Raw genomic sequence first — 18696 nt, 5'->3', positions numbered from 1 at the left:
CTAAATAATCGAGTAGAGGGAAAAGCTAAATAACTTTTCGCCCCTCTCACACCACCGTACGTACGGTTCCGTATACGGCGGTTCAATAGTTTGAGTGTACGAACTGGTATTGAAGAGCGATGTCTTTATATCCTCTCGACGCCAGTTCTTTATCTGTCAATGAACGATGGAGTACATAGCTACTTGATATAGTCCAGTAACCTTTTCTTGTATTCAACCATTCATAAGCTTTACGTTTATCGATGCCTAAATGAATTAGATTCTTTCTTTTCGTACGTGGATTTTTCCACTGTTTCCAAATATATTGTCTAATTCGTCGCTTCAACCATCCATTTAGATTCTTCATGAATCCTTTCATTTCCCCTATGCCATAGTAATTTATCCACCCTGTCATAAGTTGCTGGATTTCTTTTAGAATCACTTCAAGATTCCGCCCACGATTGCGTTTGGTGATTCGCTTGAGTTTCTCTTGAACGGTCACTTTCGCTTTGTTATGAGGACGAATTTTAACCCCATTCTTCGTGGCTAATAGACAGAAGCCAAGAAACTTCCGTTTCAAAGGGCTTCCAACCGCACTCTTTTCTCGGTTAACGGTTAGACTCAAATCTCTCTCAAGAAAGGTAGTAATGTTATCCATTACTCGATATCCTGCTCTTCTACTTTTCACATAGATATTACAATCATCTGCGTAACGAACGAATCGATGACCACGCTTTTCCAATAGTTGGTCTAGTTCATTTAAATAGATATTACTGAGTAACGGAGATAGGTTTCCGCCTTGCGGCGTTCCTTGTTCTGATTTTTCGAAGATACCGTTAATCATAATTCCACTTAATAAGTATCGTCTTATCAAGTGAAGCACTCGCTTATCAGATATCTGTTTTTCCACGAAGTACATGAGTTTGTCATGATTTACCGTATCGAAGTAGGATTTCATATCCAAGTCCACTACATATTTGTACCCTTGTTCGTAGTACGATTTCGCCCGTATGATGGCATGATGCGCACTACGTTTTGGACGAAACCCAAAACTATTATCGGAGAACGTTGGTTCAAATATCGGTTGTAACACTTGGTTGATAGCTTGTTGAAGCATTCGATCGATGACTGTGGGAATCCCCAGTTTCCTCTTTCCACCATCTGGTTTCGGAATTTCAACCCGCAGAACGGGTTGCGGTTTATACTTTCCTTGACGTAACTGGGTTAATAGTTCCTCCTTGTGTTCCTTCAAGTATGGAAGTAGCTGGTCGTACGTCATACCGTCGATCCCTGCTGCTCCCTTATTTCTGACTACTTGAAGGTAAGCTTGATTTAAGTTGTTCCTTGATAGGATTCTTTCAAACAGATTGGATACACCATTTTGATTGTTCTGTTCACCATGAAAAGTACTATGCGCTTCGACATACCCTTCATGTTCCACACTATCTCTCTGCCGATAGCCAGATTCTCCTGTTTTCTGCAGTTGTCGCACCTTCCACACCTCCTAGAGCTTTCAAAATTTCTATTGTTCGGTCCTTCATGTTTCGTCAGTTAACATTACTATGACCTCTGCTGACTTCTTGTGATTCACCAAAACGTCCCCGCTTTGGTTGTGCTGATTCGTTATCATTCAACTCCCACTGCACCCTCACAAGACCTCCCCCGGTAAGAGCGAAAACTTTCCTCCCATGTAACTGTTAGATTTACTGTATAGGTTTCGGGCAGTATTGGACTTTATCTTGTTGCGCAGATTTATCCGACCTAATTCAGCCTTCTATCTAATTTCTGTTCGTCAGTTCAGGAGTTTGCGTCCAGCTTCCTTCAGCCACTACCTCACGATAGCCACCTTGCCTTCCGCTAACAGTTCCTACTGCCAAGCCTGTAGTGGACTTTCACCACCAAGTTTTCGCCCATGCAGGGCGCACGCAAAAACCGAACAATTCATTTATAATTGTTCGGTTTGTTTGAGTTTAAAAAATTCCTATCATCGCTACGTCAACATATTTCGCTTTCCGCGGGCAAGGTCTCAGCTTCCTCGGAAAGCAAAGATCGCTTTCCCGCGGGATCTTCAGCTCGAGCTATTCCCGCAGGAGTCTACATATTTTGACTACACTAAAAACTTGCGTATACACAAGGACGATTTTTTGTTCGTTTATTAATCAGCTATTTTAGTTTTGCCCCAGCCTCACATCTATATTTTATCTTTTGGTTTGTTTTCTTAAGGGGAGTGTAATGATGAACTTGGTTCCTTCTCCAAGCTTGCTCCTTACGTAAATATTGCCATGATGCAATTCCAAGATTTTTTTTACAATCGCAAGGCCGACGCCGCTGCCATTTTTCTTTGACCGGGACTGTTCAGCTTTGTAAAATCGCTCAAAAATGTTCCTCAGGTGTTCCTCGGCAATACCAATTCCGGTGTCTTCAACTTCAACGATGATTATACGAGCCTTTTTCGTTAACCGTATACCAATAGTGCCTCCATCCTTATTATATTTAATGCTGTTATATATGATATTTTGCCAAACTTGATGCAGCAAATCCTTGTCTGCTACAATATACGTTTTTGGTAAATCTAAAGTAAATTGTATGTCTTTTTTCGACCACTCCGGTTGCAGCTTTAAAATAATCGCTCTTATTTGTTCATCAACGGAAAAACTTTTCGGTTCAAATGGGTGTTGGTCCGATTCCAATGATGCGAGTTGAAGCAAGTGACCACTTAAGCGTGATAGCCGTTCACTTTCCGATTCGATAATCTGTAGAAATTCCAAACGCTCCGCACTGGGCAGGTCTTTCTCCTTCAATGCCCTGGAGAATCCGCGAATCGAAGTAAGAGGAGATTGAATTTCATGAGAAACATCTGAAATAAAGTTTCTCCGCATTTGTTCGAGTTTCTTTAAATCTTCCGCCATAATGTCAAAATTTCTTGCCAACACACCGATTTCATCTTTTCGTTTCCAATTGAGATGAATATCAAAATTCCCTTTGGCCAACTCTTGCGTTACTTGCGTCATTTTTGTTAATGGCTTGACGATAAAGCGGGAGACAATCAAAATTAAAATACTGCCAGAAATTAACACACTTAAAAAGCCCAAAAGAATCACTTGATAGGCGTCGTTTTTGATCTCGCTATCACTGACATAAACAAATAATGCATAACGTTTGTTATCTTTTTGAAATGGAAGGCCGACGATTGGTTTATTCGGGTCACTCCCGTCTTCCCTATATACGCCTCCTTTTAAAACTTGTTGAACCCTTTCTTCTGGAATTGATCTTTTGTTTACTCCAAAAACCTCCAGCTTCCCTTCCGCATCATAGATAGCGAAATCAACGAACATAGGTACCAACAACTCATTTGCCAGCGCCTTCATTTCTGAAATATCATCAATTTTTTCAAATAGCGTAATAATGCCTTCTCCTTGTTTAATCAACATATCTTCTTGATCATTCCCAAGGCTTTCTCGAAATAGCAGAGTAAGCGTGAAAAAACCGATCACAAGACTGATCATAACTGTAATGATATAGACAATAACAATCCGGGTATATAATGTTTTCATTTTTTCACTTCCAATTGATAGCCTAAACCGCGGACTGTAACGATTTGGAACTGGTTCGTCCATTTTCCAAACCGCTGACGGATACGTTTAATGTGAACATCCACCGTCCTTTCATCGCCTTCATAGTCAATTCCCCAAATTTGTTCGATTAACTGGCTTCTTGTAAAGATGTTTCCTGGATAACTGGCCAATTTAAAAAAGAGCTGAAACTCTTTAGGCGGCAATACAATGATTTGATCATCGATTTCCACCGTTTGCTTTTGTTCGTCCAATTTTAATTGGCCAATCGTAATAATCGAAGAATAGGCTATCCGGTAGCGGCGCAATAATGCTTTTACCCGTAAAACTAATTCAACAGGGTCAAACGGCTTCACGATATAATCATCAGTCCCACTCCGAAAACCATTCACCTTATCGGCAGATTCCCCTTTCGCAGTCACCATTAATATCGGAACAGTCGAAAATTGGCGGATTTCTTGGCATACGTCAAAGCCGTCCACCTTTGGCATCATAATATCAAGGATCATTAAATCGATTTGATTGTTCTCTATTACATCCAAAGCTTCTTCACCGTCAAAGGCTTGTAAAATCTGAAATCCTTCAGGCTCAAGGTAGACTTTCATGAGCCGTTGAATATGAGGATCATCTTCTGCTACTAATATCCGAATCACTTTCCATCATCCTTAAACTGGTATTCTCGTTTTCCTGATTCCACCCACCTATTATACTATTTTTATAGCAGATACTTACATACAAATGGGATTGTTTTTTTCTAGTATAGCAGTCATGTCACTAATCGCATACAGCCGTAAATTGAGAGCATCAAATCACGATGAAGGATACGAGAGAAGGCTATTAAGCGTACTCCAACATATAATAATGGACGTACATTTTTAGATAATTACGGCCGATTTGAAAAAAGCAGCGTGAAGTTAATTTCCCCTCATTTTCCATGAAAAGATGTGTTATGTTTAATAAATCGGCATCGGCTTCCATTCTTGCAACAACTAAACCGATATATTATGGGACATGTATAGGAGCTGTAATTAAGGGTAATTCCTCATTTTCAAAAAAGCGAAACACTTAGTTAAAGCAAAAGGAAGCAAATTTTACTTGATATTTGTTCCACACCTTATTAATCCACTCTTCTAGTCTTCTTGTATATAGATATTTTTAAATTCCTTTTGGGGTTACTTTAAATACGATGATTGTCTTTGCTGAAAAGGAAAAGCGTTGCCGTCTGCTCTTTCAGAAAATGATTTTTCTTTATAAGTTGAGCATAACAATCATAAGAAACTCTGCGAAATTCTTAATCAATATTGTATAGAGAATCTTTATCGCAAGCCCTAATTGCTATTACGTTATACACCATATTTTTCTACTAATACTTCAGTGATTTATAAGTTTTCTGAACAGGCATAGTGAATTCTCCACTGCTTACAGTGGAGAATTTAATCATTAAAGATTAAAAAGTTTACGTATGCTTTCTTTATCAATAGCAATATGTGGCCCAAAATGAAAAAAGTAACGGAGTTGCCATTGTTGTGTCTTCACAGCCTGCTTGCTCACAGGTTCAGTCCACGGCGGATAGACTCGAAAAGCCGTTTTTCCTTTCTTGCTATTATGAGACATAATTCCCTTTGCGATGAGTATTCTTTTATCAAAAACAAACTGGCCTTGGTTTTGTGAACTGCTTACACCTATAACGATAAAATCTACACTATCCGTGCTATCAAATGGGATAATTATATCCATAGGACGTTTCCATATTGTTACGAACTGACCTATTTTAACTGGTGTTGTCTTTGCTTCCCGAAAAACGATGTCTTTCCCTTCCATTCCAAAACGGCAAGCACTATACTCAGCACTTTCTGGTTCTCGAATAACCTTATTCGTCACTGTCATTCCACAAGCTTCATAAACTTTAATAGCCATTTCCAAGTGATACGGCAGAATATTTGTTGCTGGGTCAATAATTTGCTGCCCGGACTCCAATTTATTTTCCGATTTGTGAGTAGTCATATAGCCTTCCTTTCTATGGAATCTATTATATTTCTTTGCTTTGTAAAATCATCCATTGAATATTAGTCTAGCACAATTACCTATCTTGTAAGTTAGGAATTTTTAATTCTTACTTCTTTAATAATCGGATTACTTTCCTCTCTAAGTTGGTTGTAGATAATGGATAAACATGTTGTCCATTATGACAAACTCACTAGCTCCAGCAAAATTATTGCGAAAGTGCGGAGCCACTTCTAAAAATACTTCCCTATCATTCTCTCCTATCATTTGCAACATTGGTAGCTTGAGTGGCTGAGTTAGTTCAAACAAGCCAGCTGCTTGATGCATAGGTGAATGCAATGGAACAATGACAATGAAAAATTTAACAGAAGGAAAGTCCATGATCATACCCTTGTGTTTGGAGAAAAAGTGCTGTCAAGTCCACTGACGCACATTATACTATCAAGCAAAACCATCAAAAGGTCCATAGCTCTTAATAACGTACTTTATTATTTCATAACATTTCCCTCAATAATATATTCTGATCTAATTAACCGTTGTTTTCATGTCGATTTCAGAACGCCCCTAGAAACCTTCAATTGCTTTAGTATAACTTATTCGACAACTTTAAAATCTATTGTCGCTTTCATATTTATTCTTTCTTGACCTTCTAAGTAAAAATCTGTCTCACCATTGACAACATAGTATCCTGGAGGAAAGCCATCTATTCCTGAAAATTCTTCCATAAACTTCACATAATCAATGGGTGCGTCTTCTACATATTTCCCACTTTTCCTGTATTCTTCTCGGTAAGGCTCCCCCTGTTTAAGCATAGTTGACAACCCGATTTCCTTTACAACAAATCCAATGTCAAACCCTCGTACCTTTTCTTCCATTGGAAAAAGAATAGCAGATGATGAATGATGTATATTAACCTTATCTTTATCCCCTACATAAGTTATTTCGCCATATAATTTCACGTCATCCCCTGCTTCATACTCTTTCTTATCACTGACAAGCCGAAAAACAAAATCGCCTTGAATACTTTCGTCTATTTTCTTTTCCACGTCATATTCTTCTAAATCACTATTGCTAATCTGGCTGGATGAGCTACACCCTGAAATGAACAGGACAAGAATTGCTGTAAATGCTATATAATATTTATAAATATGAATTCCTCCCTGCGCTAATTCTTGCACAATTTTTTTGTTAGATACCTTCTTCCATGACAGCGCCCGTTTGTAACCTTGGTCTAATCAGGTTTCTTCAATGAATTATTACATGTTATTCAAGTGAAAAATCATACCCTACATAATTAAATATATTTCGTAACCCTATATTTTCCGCAACTGCAACAGAGGGTTTATTCATTTCCATACAATCCCAATATGGAACCAGATTATTCTCTATACAATCTTCAACAAAGTGATGAGCGATTCTTTGGGCCAACTTTTTCCCCTGATGAGCTTTTAATGTTTCAATATCAATGCAGTGGACATTGCCTGCGATAAAGCCTGAGAAACAAACACTCACGATTTCATTTTGATAAACAATACAATAACCCCTGCCATTACGCAAAAATCTTTCAGTTGAATCCCAAAACTCTGATATTTTCGCTTGTAAAAATTTGTTTTTTATTGGGTTATTATTATTTTCAAAGAGAAAGTCACACATTTTTGCAACCTTATATTCTTGTTCAATCTCAGGTTTACTATTGCCTTTATAATCACCTGGCTGTAGACTATAAACCTTCTGATTCCACTTTCCCAACTTACGATGTTCAAAGGCCTTTTCAATAACTTTATTCCACTTTTCATGATTACCAATACATTCAAACCATTTTAGTTGGACTTTTTTTGCCTCTGCTATAATTACATGGTTGATAAAGTTGTTTAGTTTATGAATAAATCCTTCATTTTGCTCGTTTCCGAAAAATATAAATCCATCATTATTTCCTAACCAAATAACCCCAGATGCAGGGTCATTAACATCATCTACAAAAATACGACCAGGATTTATATTTTCAACAATTGCAATTGCTTCTAACTGCCCTTGTTCATTTATCAACTTTCTACACTTATGAAATGCAGCTTTATCCAATTCTGATATCATAAGACATCCCCCCAACCTTTCGACTCTCAATTTTAAGAAACCGCTTTATAAAACCCTAAAGTCTTTCACACTCTCTCCAAGAATATAGTGTGAAAACCACATCAAATTCTGCTTCATAATAGCTACATTCATTCCTGGCTGGTCAGAACTATATGCCATTCCTTTGAATATGACTAATTCTGTATCAACTTCCATATCCTTTAATCCTTGATAAAGCTCAAATGCATTTGGAGTTGGAACTCTTGCATCCTTTTCACCATGTTGGATTAAGGTAGGCGTACAGGCTGATTTAATATATGTCATTGGTGAAGTTTTAGCATATATCTCTGGATCATTCCATGGATTATTTCCTAAATGCATCCTAATAAAATAAGGCATATCTGTATTTACATAATGAGTACGCCAATTAGTAATTCCACCCCCAACTGAAATAGCTTTAAATCTACTACTAAATGTGGAACAAAAAGCTGCTATATATCCCCCGTTGCTCCATCCCATAACCCCTACCCTATCTTTATCTGCAATACCTTTTTCAACTAGTTTATCCACTCCAGATATAACATCATCGTAGTAAGCAATTCCCAATTTTTTATAATTTGCTTTTAAAAATTCATTACCATAACCAGAACTTCCCCTGTAGTTTGGTTCTAAAACGATAAAGCCTTTTTCGATAAACTGTTCAATAGGATACTTCTCATTAAAACAATCTGAGAATATGGGAAAGGATGCCCAAGCCGGGCCACCATGAATTATCACTAACAAGGGATATTTTTTATTTGCGTCAAACTCCAACGGGGTTGATAAAACACCCTCTATCTTCAACCCGTCGCTACTTTGCCATGAGATTATTTCCCTGTTACTTTTAAGCTTTTCTTTGAAAAAGCTATTTTCACTTGTTATTTTTTTATCATCTAAATAGATTTCAAAGGTTTCATTTGTTATAGCCTTATTATATGATATATGATTTCCATCCCTTGTTATAGAAGCATCCATTATAAAGCTATCTACTTTTTCGCTTAGCATTTCCACAGTGCCATCCTCAGATAGCAACCCAATAAGATAATTAGTTTTATTCTGCCATCTAATTAAAATTCCTTTAGATGTCCATCGTATTGGAATAACCGTACTATCAAAGTCTGTCAAAGGTTGAATTAGCTCTCCAGTAGGAATATCATATATCTCTAGTGTACTGTCTTGTATATGGGTCTTATAATAGTCCTTCTCCTTTATACTTGCTGAGTAACATATTTTGCGGCCTTCAGGGGAAAAGCAAACGCTCCCTCCTAACAACTTATCTATATTCATCTTTTGTAGCTCTCCAGCTTTGATATTTAGTAAGTATAGTTCTCCATTAATATAATCTCCCATGTTTGAGGTTGGTGTAGCCATAAATACAACCTTTTTTCCATCATTTGAAATATCAAATTCATGAATATGAAAATCCATCCCATCAGTTAGTTGATAAACGACGCTAGTTTCACACTCCCCTTTATTCTCGCCAGAACTATCGAATTTTTCTAAACGTCCAAATTCATCGTTGTGTATCAGTTTTGGTATTTCAATGTAATATAAGCAATTATTCTGGTATTCCTTACCTATATGTTGGAAATCCTCATATAGTTTACGCTTCTTTATCATCTCAGATTCTTTTGACTGTGCGACATAATAAAAACCCTTGCTAGTAGGATCCCATTTGAATTTACTTACCCCTTCTTCCTCATCCGTAATTTGAACCCCACTATAATTATCTATGGACTTAATAAAGATCTGATTTTTCTTATTATCCTTGTCACCAACTGGACTAAGGTATGCGATATACTGAGAATCTGGCGACCAAGATGGGGATGCACTATCTATAACCCTAGATGTTAACGCTTCTCATCGACCATATAATTAACGCACGCACTGGTTTATAGCAGAAAACCTTATATCATTTTATTACTCTCAGTTTGTTTCATTATATAGTCTTCCAATTGTGTATTACAAGAAAATTCCTTGTAATACGAGTTCAAAAAGTACCAGAGGTTTGAGCGGGTGTTGCCCTTGAGATACAGGAGCATATGTAGTCAATACATATACAACAGAAAACTTTAGGTTGCTTCAACTAATGTCGAACTACACTCGTATTCTTTAATTTTATATTATTTGTAAAATCTTAACGCTTTAAGGTCACTTGTTTCTGCTGCATAATACCTTTAATCAAGGGAGTGGCATCCGTTTTCGCAAATTCCCTTATTAGCTTATCAGTATCAAAAGTCAAATATAAAGGTTTTCATTACCTTCCTTTTTCGTCCTGTTTCTACTCCTTTTCTGCACTCTACTATATGAACCCTGTTACTTTCTCGGTACTTTTCCAAATCACCCTTACCCCCTTATCCTCCAAGCTTTTCTCCTCTTTTCTCACTCAGGGCAATGTTATTAAGTTCTCCCCTAAAAAGCACGTTTTTCCTCTCTTTTTTCTATCTCGTGTTCTTTAGAACTGTATAGAAAGCGATATGGAAACCACTTCAACACGCTACGGATAAGGGATTGGACAGATATTGAACAGAAGAAAAAGACTGGACCCATCCATATTGGATCCAGCCTAATTTTTTATTGAGATTGCTTGACTTAAAACGGCTGTCTGCCCCTTCTTATTTCCTCACGTTCTTCACTCGAATGTACCAACATTCAGCAGTAGGACCGACTTTTTAGCGTGGGGTAGAAGAAAGTAACAGGGAGATAAACTCCCACTTCAACCACTCATTACTCTACGGTTACACTTTTCGCCAAGTTACGTGGCTTATCAACATCGCAATCACGGTGTAATGCAGCGTAATAAGACAATAGTTGTAACGGCACGACACTAACAAGTGGTGTGAGCAATTCATGAACATGCGGGATGACGAATGCATCTGTATCCTGCTCTAATCCTTTCATACTGATTACCATATCATTAGCCCCACGAGCTACTACTTCCTGCACATTGCCGCGAATCGAGTAATTGACATTTTTTTGGGTGGCTAATGCAATGACTGGAGTTCCTTCTTCAATTAAAGCGATCGTACCATGCTTTAATTCTCCACCAGCAAAGCCTTCAGCCTGGATATAGGAAATTTCTTTTAGTTTAAGTGCTGCTTCTAAGCATACATGATAATCTATGCTTCGACCAATAAAAAAGGCATTGCGTGCTGTACGCAAGTATTTACGTGCTAAATCTTCTATTGCTTCTTTTTGATCAGTTAGCACTTCCATAGCATTGGCAACAATAGCAAGTTCACGCATTGGATCAAAATCCAACGATAGTCCTTTTGTTTTTGCGGTATCAACCGCTAATATAGCCAAAACAGCGATTTGGGCTGTATAGGCTTTGGTAGAAGCAACCGCAATTTCTGGACCTGCATATAAGTTTAACGTATAATCTGCTTCACGAGAAAGGGTGGATCCAGGCACATTTGTAATCGTTAATGCCGGATGTCCCATTTCTTTAATTTTTACCAATACGGCCCGACTGTCTGCTGTTTCTCCACTTTGTGAGATAAAAATAAATAGTGGTTTTTCTGACAACAGTGGCGTATTGTATGAAAATTCACTTGCGATATGAACCTCAACTGGAATATTGGCAAGTTTCTCGATAAATTCTTTTCCAACTAATCCAGCATGGTAACTCGTTCCAGCTGCGATAATATAAATGCGATCACAGCTGTTCATCGCTTGACGGACGCCTGTATCCATCTTCAGTTCATTGTTTTCCGTTTGGTATTCGTTAATAATTTTACGCATAACAAATGGCTGCTCATCGATTTCCTTTAGCATAAAATGCGAATACGTTCCTTTTTCAATATCATTGGCATCGATTTGGGCTGTATATGGTTCACGCATGATTGAATTCCCATTAAGATCTTGAATCTCAATATATCGACGATGAACAAGCACTACTTCACGATCATGGATTTCAACATATTGATCTGTCACTTTTAAAGTTGCCATGGCATCACTTGCAACAACATTAAATCCGTCCCCTAATCCAACTAATAAAGGACTCTTATTTTTAGCAACATACAGCGTATCATGATGCTCATGATCTATCATACCGATCGCATAGGATCCCTTTAACAGACTCATTGCTTTGCGAAAAGCTGCTGCTGTATTATTTGTTTCTGCAAACAGCTTTTCAATCAGTTGCACAATAACTTCTGTATCTGTTTCACTAGCAAAATGCACGTCGCGAAGATATTTTTCTTTTAACTCTTGGTAATTTTCAATAACTCCATTATGAACAAGTGTAAATCTGCCAGACGCGCTTTGATGCGGATGCGCATTTTCTTCACTTGGCACACCATGTGTAGCCCAGCGGGTATGGCCAATTCCCATCGTTGCATGTACAGAGTTATCTACGCTTTCTCTAAGCGCTGCAATTCGACCTTTGACTTTCACAACTTGAACGCCTGCATCATTTAAAGTTGCAATTCCTGCTGAATCATAACCTCTGTATTCAAGTTTTTCAAGGCCGTTTAATAAAATTTCTTTCGTGTCATCCTGTCCGATATATCCTACAATTCCACACATAGTTGTAGTCCTCCTTGTAAAAAGGGGCAGGACCAACGTTCCAAAATAAATATATATTATAGGGGCGTTGACTGCCCCTTTCTCGTGATTGTTTTTGTAACATCTTGCCGTTTCCCTTTGGCCAATAAGTTGCCTCATTGTTTTAAGGAAGAGCTTGACAATTGAGATGTACAATCGGGAGGCACCCGCCGAACGTTCGATAACCTCCAACCTCGTCAACTATGCTTCTTGCCGATCGGATGCATAGTCCTGGCGCTTTTAAAAAATTCGTATACCTTTAATGCTCCTTTCTATATTTGAATCATCCAAAAAAGGATACACCACATTTTAACCTTGTTTTGCATTTTAAGTCAATCATTTTTTCCGTTGCGAGTGGAAAGACACCGTCTCTGTCTAGATGGTGGATGGAAGATTTTTTTTAAGTTGATTATAAATATAGTATGAGGCAAAGGTGGCAAAAGTGAAACGCATACATAATATATTTGAGTTGAGAAAACGAAAAATCATGTAGACATTATTTTTTATAGCACGCTAAAATTACAATTTTTATAATAAGTTCTCATTAACCTGCCACCATTCTCCATTGCCACCAAGTAACTTTATGTTTTTTTAAATATTAATTTACCAAAAATGTTTATTAGACTGGTAGAGACGAACAATTGAAAAGGCACCAATAAGTAACAAGCCATTACTCAGCATGAGAAGGGTAATCCATAATGAAATTGGAGTGAAAGTAAGTATATATCCAAAATAAAAAATATGAATACCACTCATAAGAAGAAACAACAGCGTCGTAAGCAGCAGGTACATCGTTAAAGCAGCATAAAAATATAATAGGTGACGATTCCGTTTGGCGATTTCATTTCGGACTGGATAAATTTTTAAATCTGTCGTTTGCTTTTGATTGGACAAAACACACCAACAACCTTTTTGACAAAGTTTCCTCCAACCATTTTGCTGTAATGCCAAAGGCAACTCATCGTTTGGCTTTCGTTTATAATAGGCGATATGATAGCGAATAAGTTGAGGATCATTCCCTGCTTTAAAAATAAACAACCGAAGATTAGGCTCTATCTTCACTAATTGTTGTCCTTGCAAAGCTCTTGTCTGGAGCCATCTTTCTGTTTTCTTTACATCATAACTCCAAAATGGCTTCCACACTTTTTTCACTATCAACACCTCCTTGGCTGTTTAACTGAAGTTTCTTTCCTCACTTAAGCATATGTTCTCGCTCATGAAATATGATGTTGCGTTCATTTAAAACCGTTACTCTGTTTCTCTAAGGAGGAGCTACGTTTACAATCAAAAATATCAGCCATTTAGAATTTCCATGACTGATATCTCATCCTGAATTACTTTGCTTTCAATATCCTTCCACTTTTTTCTTAACTATCCTGTAATATAAACTAGATCGAATGGAATGGATAAAGCAGTAAACTGGATAACAATTAAACCCAATAGTACTAATTGGAATGTGTTCTCCTTATATAAGCCAGCTTGTACATAATCATTCATTAACCATAGATACAGTAACATCGCAAGAATTGACATCGCAAAATACGTTATGGTGACTCTCCCTGCATGTTTTAACTTATGCCTTTTATCATAATAGAGTTTGAGGAACAGGTTCTCCTCGTTTGTATTCTTTTGCCTAGATTGACCATGTATTCATAAATCCAGTCGAAGAGTATAATAGTACCCAACCTGCTTGGCGATGAAATCAAAATAAGCATCATCTAAATGATTTTGATAATCGACACAATAGTGGATCTGTTTCGCCTTTGATTGTTGAAAATGAAACCTTGCTCCGAATTCGCCTCAGTTAGTAATTCATTTCCTGCTAATGCCATATACTTCAGCCATGCTTCCAACTTATCAGGAGCATACATCCATGCCGTTCTTCCTTTAGAGAAGTTCGCTTTCTTTTTGGAAGATTTACGCTCTAAATTATAAACGCCCTTCCCTTTTTCAAAATTGCTAATTCGATTATCTTAGCTTAACAAGGGAATAACAAGCTTTTGCGCACGTCTTTTTCGTTTTGATGCACGACTTTCCTGCTTCGGTATGCGACTTTACTGTGCTCCATCCTTTTAGGCACATAAAAAAACTGCATCTCCTATTATTAAATATGTCTAACAATTGGGAGCAGTTTAACACTAAAGTAGTTACCTGCTTCGTAATTAATCCGGCAATTATATGATTTTTAAGAAGTTCCCTTAATAGATAAATATTCTGTATCAGATTTTGCTTTTCCATACTTTTACACATTAGTATTTTTTCTAAAACGACATTTTTCATTGCTGCTTTTGCAGGTTCCATGTATTTCCTTGGATCAGTTTCACTGGGATGCATAATCATGTGCTCACGCAATGCTTTAGAAAGGGGGATTTTTAGTTCTGTTGAAATAAATAGTCACTACCACATTCTAGAGAAATACATTTCTGAACGTCTTCTTGAGCAATCCCATAGACACCGTAGAGAACAATTGGAATATCAACTAAATTTTTTATTCTTTCTAATCTATTAAAATCAAGATGTTGTTTAGTTTCATAGACGCTATGACCCGTCTCAACAGCTACACCAAGCGAGTCAAACCTTGTGCGTTCCACAAATTCTTGAACCGTATCTGGAATCTGTATAAATTATGTCTTCTTCTTCAACAAGCATATCATCTTCTTGGTCGACAAGGCTACCAAGCGCTGCTTCTAGCTAGTCTCATAGTATTGGGAATTTTCAACAACCCTCTTGTGAGTTTAATATTCTCTTCAAAAGTGGAATGCGATCCATCTATCATTACAGACTTCATACCCAATTTTAATGATTCCTCGTTGGTTTCTAATGTTCATGAAGGTCTAAATGCAAAGCAATCAGGTTATCATTTTCCTTAGCGGCAACTTCTGTTATAGCCTGAATAGATGCCATCCTGCGTAATTCATGGTCCCAGGGGTTGCCGCCAAAATAACCGGTGATTGCGCTTCCATTGCAGCTTCTGTTACCACTTTAATTGTTTAAAAATTATGAATATTGAAATTCGGGACTGCATACCCCTCTTCTCTAGCTGTAATAAGCATGTCTTTTGTGTTTAGGACGTATCCCATAATTTTTCCTCCTAAATTAGGTAAGCATACTTATTTGACAAATTCCTCTTTTTCGTGCATAAATAGCATATCTAACTATAATAGTTAGGTCTCTATTAGCAGTCTTTTAAAAGTCGTCCGCCTTGTTTTGCAAAAGACTTTTATTAGGCTGCCTTTTTCTCTTCTTCATACACTTTATTACGTTTTTTCATCTGTTTTACATACCACACAAAAAGCCCTAAATAAGCTACAAGTGCTCCTAATGCGGTTAATACTGGTACTAATTTAAATCCATCACTTGCTTTACCAACTAAGATAGCGATAAATTTTTCAACCGGTCCTTCAAGAGTTGAATGCGTAATGAGCGCACCACCTTCTATTCCAGAAGGCATAGCGCCAACAGATGTTGCAACGTCAGTTACAAATGGAGCTATCGCTGTTCCAGACCAAAGAAATATAGGAATCATAATAGTACCTATTAGAATCATACGGATAATTTTACCTCGACAGACGACTAGTAATGCTGGTGTTAAACCGATAGCAATAATACCTCCCAATGGTAGAATTCCATTCCCAGGTAAAATTAATGCAATAAACAGCATAATTGGAGCAATGACATTAGCTGCAGCCCACATTTCAGGTCGAGCAGCGAGGAAAGGCCAATCGATTCCAATATTAAACGTACGTCCTTTTAAGCGCTTACTCATAAAATCTGTAATTCCTTGAGATATCGGTTCCATAGCTGCAATAAACCATGTTCCGACAATAGAAAACAATTCAAGTGCTGTACCGCCGATAAAAGCTAGAGCAAAAATGGTTGTAACTGGTTGCTGCCCTAACAGACCGACAAAAGTCCCTAGATAAATACCAATAGCAAACTTACTTCCCCAGAAACCTATCTTTTCATTCAGCCAGGCTGCATCGAAGTCATATTTATCAAGGAATGGTAACACTTTCTCAAAAAACTTATCAAATAACATGATTAAAGGATTTAATAAAAAATTTAAATGCGTTGTTGTTGTAGGATTCGAATCAGGCATGTCCAATAAGTCATTAAATGTCGGTTTCATTAAATCAGCATTAATGAACTTCATAACCCCTAACATGATGACTAACATTGTTGCAATAAAAAGGTTATCAGAGTAAAACATAACTAGTAAGCCTGTAATGGATAAGTGCCAAAAATTAAAAATGTCTACATCAAGTGTGTTTGTCTTGTTCATGGCTAATAACGCAAGATTGACAATAATTAAAATCATTAAGAAAAATAATGTATATGCTGATCCCCAAGTGATGGTTGCAAGCGGAGCCCAACCTACGTCGGTAATGGTAAGTTCAATACCGGTAGATTTTACAAAGTCTTGTAAAGCAGGTGCAAAATTCCCAGACAACAAATCAATAACTGCTCCAATACCCGTTAATGCGATTGCTAATTTAAGCCCGCCTTCAAGCGCCTTGCTTACTTTAACTCTCATTAATACGGCAAGTAAAGTAAGCAAGATAAACATCATTGGCGCAGCGCCTAAATCAATAATAGGTTGAAAAATTGAGTTTGCAAACTTAATTATTGCTTCCATTTTTCATGTACTCCTTCCTATATTAAAGTTTATTTTTTTAGATCTTTGATAACGCTTTCTAATTCATCAAAAACAGGATCGGCCATAGATGGTATACGATATAGGATAGGGCCCGCTTCAATTAAAGGTATGTTTATGTCAAAACTAAACTTTGTTTTGGAAATTGGCGTGAAAATATCATACTGATCCATCATATCTTTATTAATATCCTTTACTACAACAGCATCTACCTTGACATCATAACCTCTTTTTTTCATTTCTTCCTCAATTGCGGTTTTTATTTGGTGACTTGAGTTAATCCCTGCTCCACATGCTGCTAAGATTTTAATCATTTTAAACATCTCCTTTGTTATTTGTTAAAAAGTTATAAATAGATTCAGTTTTATCTAGTTTCTCAAGGTAACGCATATTATTTTCGTTTGTGATAAATGACATCAAATCGGAAAGTACATTCGTTTGGTTTGTTTTTTCATTATTAATGATGAAAAATAAATACTTCACTTTTAAATCTAAATCCGGAACAATCATATTTCGAAAAGTTATTCCATCATTTAATTTCACAACAGCAATTGCTTTTGTTTTACAATACTCTGCTTCTGTATGAGGTATGGCAACATTCGATAGTCCTTTTGCAACAGGCGAAAGATCCAACCCAGTCGGATATTCTTTTTCTCTTTTTTTAAGTGCTGCGATAAATCGATCGTTGACCAATCCTTTTTGTAATAATATTGTACCTATCTCGTCAAATACTTCATCTTGTGTTTGAGCATCACTTTTAAAAATCAAATCCTTTTTGTAAAGAGAACAAACTCCCTCCATCCTCCTCACCTCCTTCTGTAAAAATACGGGAACTTGCTTTGATTTTGTGTCTATTTAATCGTGATACTCTCCTCGATCCCATTTTTCAATAAATTCATCAAAGAAATGTTCATTATTTGATTGCTCTTCATTGCCACCAAGAATATCTATTTTTTTAATGATTTCCTCTTTTTCAGGTGTCTTGTTATACTCAGTCTCTAGAAATACATCCATAATATTTTCAATTAATCCAACTCCGACAATTCGTCCACCCATTGCAATGATGTTGGCATTTAAATTTTCCTTTGCATATCGTGCAGTTTCAATATCTCCAACCAATGCTGCGCGAGCCCCTTTCACTTTATTCGCACTTATCGAAATTCCCACACCTGTTCCGCAAATGACAACTCCTAAGTCTGCTTCACCGTTTGTTACTTTTTCAGCTGTGTTTTTACCATAAATAGGATAATGCGTACGTTTTTTATCAAATGTCCCATTATCAACAACTTCATGACCTTTACTTTCCAGGTATTTCACAAGATGATTTTTTACTTCAGTGACAATATGGTCACATCCAATTGAAACTCTCATTTTCTTCACTCCCTAACACATTTTATTTAACATATCTACGCGGATTTGATGTCTTCCTCCCTCATAATTTGCGGCTGCAAATGTCTCCACTATTTTTTCTGCAAGCCTGTCTCCAACAATCCCTGAACCGATCGTTATCATATTTGTATTATTATGGGCTCTCGTCATTCGCGCAGAATGCTCATCAAATAAGTTTGCACATATAATCCCTTTTAATTTGTTAGCAATCATAAATGGGCCAACACCATATTCATCAATCATAATTCCCTTGTCTTGTTTATTTGCTTGAATGTGTTCAGCCACTTTTAATGTAGCATCATAATAATTATTAACTTTTAGCGGAGTTAAATCTTCTACCTCATACCCTAATTGAACAAGATGCATTTCAATTAGCTCCTTTAGTTTAAATCCTTTTAAATCACTTCCTATTACTATCTTCAACTGTAAAACCTCCTAGTT

18 protein-coding genes and 1 pseudogene are annotated in these 18696 nt (G+C 37.0%); all 19 read right to left on the bottom strand.

Features of this window, described 5'->3' with window-relative positions:
- Nucleotides 1-82 precede the first annotated feature (82 nt).
- Nucleotides 83-1471 carry a group II intron reverse transcriptase/maturase gene (ltrA, locus tag KBP50_RS01850; protein WP_076362136.1) on the bottom strand — a complete coding sequence of 463 codons (1389 nt, stop codon included), beginning with the start codon at nt 1469-1471 and terminating at the stop codon, nt 83-85.
- A 706-nt stretch (nt 1472-2177) separates the two neighbouring features.
- Nucleotides 2178-3410, bottom strand: a complete 1233-nt coding sequence (locus KBP50_RS01845) for a sensor histidine kinase (protein ID WP_169770775.1) — start codon at nt 3408-3410, stop codon at nt 2178-2180.
- 119 nt (nt 3411-3529) lie between these two features.
- Nucleotides 3530-4204 (bottom strand): response regulator transcription factor, encoded by a 675-nt coding sequence (locus tag KBP50_RS01840; RefSeq protein ID WP_050349726.1) that lies wholly within the window; start codon nt 4202-4204, stop codon nt 3530-3532.
- Nucleotides 4205-4991: 787 nt separating this feature from the next.
- A complete protein-coding gene (locus tag KBP50_RS01835; RefSeq protein ID WP_050349725.1) occupies nt 4992-5555 on the bottom strand; it encodes a MepB family protein in 564 nt (187 codons plus the stop codon).
- A gap of 141 nt (nt 5556-5696) precedes the next feature.
- A complete protein-coding gene (locus KBP50_RS01830) occupies nt 5697-5936 on the bottom strand; it encodes a hypothetical protein (protein ID WP_050349724.1) in 240 nt (79 codons plus the stop codon).
- A gap of 212 nt (nt 5937-6148) precedes the next feature.
- Nucleotides 6149-6733 carry a hypothetical protein gene (locus tag KBP50_RS01825; RefSeq protein ID WP_050349723.1) on the bottom strand — a complete coding sequence of 195 codons (585 nt, stop codon included), beginning with the start codon at nt 6731-6733 and terminating at the stop codon, nt 6149-6151.
- A gap of 85 nt (nt 6734-6818) precedes the next feature.
- Complete coding sequence (locus KBP50_RS01820; RefSeq protein ID WP_050349722.1) at nt 6819-7646, bottom strand: GNAT family N-acetyltransferase; 828 nt, start codon at nt 7644-7646, stop codon at nt 6819-6821.
- A 45-nt stretch (nt 7647-7691) separates the two neighbouring features.
- Nucleotides 7692-9518 (bottom strand): annotated as a pseudogene (locus tag KBP50_RS01815) (S9 family peptidase); the annotation flags it as partial.
- A gap of 873 nt (nt 9519-10391) precedes the next feature.
- The gene (gene glmS, locus KBP50_RS01810) at nt 10392-12194 is read right to left on the bottom strand and encodes a glutamine--fructose-6-phosphate transaminase (isomerizing) (RefSeq protein WP_050349721.1); all 1803 of its coding nucleotides are present in this window, start codon (nt 12192-12194) and stop codon (nt 10392-10394) included.
- Nucleotides 12195-12815: 621 nt separating this feature from the next.
- Entirely contained in the window at nt 12816-13364 is a 549-nt protein-coding gene (locus KBP50_RS01805; RefSeq protein WP_050349720.1) for a DUF2812 domain-containing protein, read from the bottom strand.
- A 219-nt stretch (nt 13365-13583) separates the two neighbouring features.
- A complete protein-coding gene (locus KBP50_RS01800) occupies nt 13584-13745 on the bottom strand; it encodes a hypothetical protein (RefSeq protein ID WP_210967610.1) in 162 nt (53 codons plus the stop codon).
- 185 nt (nt 13746-13930) lie between these two features.
- Nucleotides 13931-14083, bottom strand: a complete 153-nt coding sequence (locus KBP50_RS01795) for a hypothetical protein (protein ID WP_157858425.1) — start codon at nt 14081-14083, stop codon at nt 13931-13933.
- Nucleotides 14084-14584: 501 nt separating this feature from the next.
- A complete protein-coding gene (locus KBP50_RS22625) occupies nt 14585-14803 on the bottom strand; it encodes a class II fructose-bisphosphate aldolase (protein WP_076362086.1) in 219 nt (72 codons plus the stop codon).
- A gap of 80 nt (nt 14804-14883) precedes the next feature.
- The gene (locus KBP50_RS22620) at nt 14884-14988 is read right to left on the bottom strand and encodes a hypothetical protein (protein WP_306423686.1); all 105 of its coding nucleotides are present in this window, start codon (nt 14986-14988) and stop codon (nt 14884-14886) included.
- Between the two features lie 447 nt (nt 14989-15435).
- Nucleotides 15436-16848 (bottom strand): PTS galactitol transporter subunit IIC, encoded by a 1413-nt coding sequence (locus KBP50_RS01785; protein ID WP_050349719.1) that lies wholly within the window; start codon nt 16846-16848, stop codon nt 15436-15438.
- Between the two features lie 29 nt (nt 16849-16877).
- Complete coding sequence (locus KBP50_RS01780) at nt 16878-17180, bottom strand: PTS fructose transporter subunit IIB (protein ID WP_050349718.1); 303 nt, start codon at nt 17178-17180, stop codon at nt 16878-16880.
- Between the two features lies 1 nt (nt 17181).
- Nucleotides 17182-17667, bottom strand: coding sequence for a PTS sugar transporter subunit IIA (locus tag KBP50_RS01775; RefSeq protein ID WP_050349717.1), 486 nt, complete (start codon nt 17665-17667; stop codon nt 17182-17184).
- Between the two features lie 54 nt (nt 17668-17721).
- Nucleotides 17722-18237: a galactose-6-phosphate isomerase subunit LacB gene (gene lacB, locus KBP50_RS01770; protein WP_050349716.1), complete on the bottom strand. Its 516-nt coding sequence runs from the start codon at nt 18235-18237 to the stop codon at nt 17722-17724.
- Nucleotides 18238-18249: 12 nt separating this feature from the next.
- The gene (lacA, locus tag KBP50_RS01765) at nt 18250-18678 is read right to left on the bottom strand and encodes a galactose-6-phosphate isomerase subunit LacA (protein WP_050349715.1); all 429 of its coding nucleotides are present in this window, start codon (nt 18676-18678) and stop codon (nt 18250-18252) included.
- Nucleotides 18679-18696 lie beyond the last annotated feature (18 nt).

The organism is Virgibacillus pantothenticus (assembly GCF_018075365.1).
Classification (GTDB): Bacteria; Bacillota; Bacilli; order Bacillales; family Amphibacillaceae; genus Virgibacillus; species Virgibacillus pantothenticus.
Note: the sequence above shows the minus strand (reverse complement) of the source record. Positions and strands in the feature narration are given on the sequence as shown.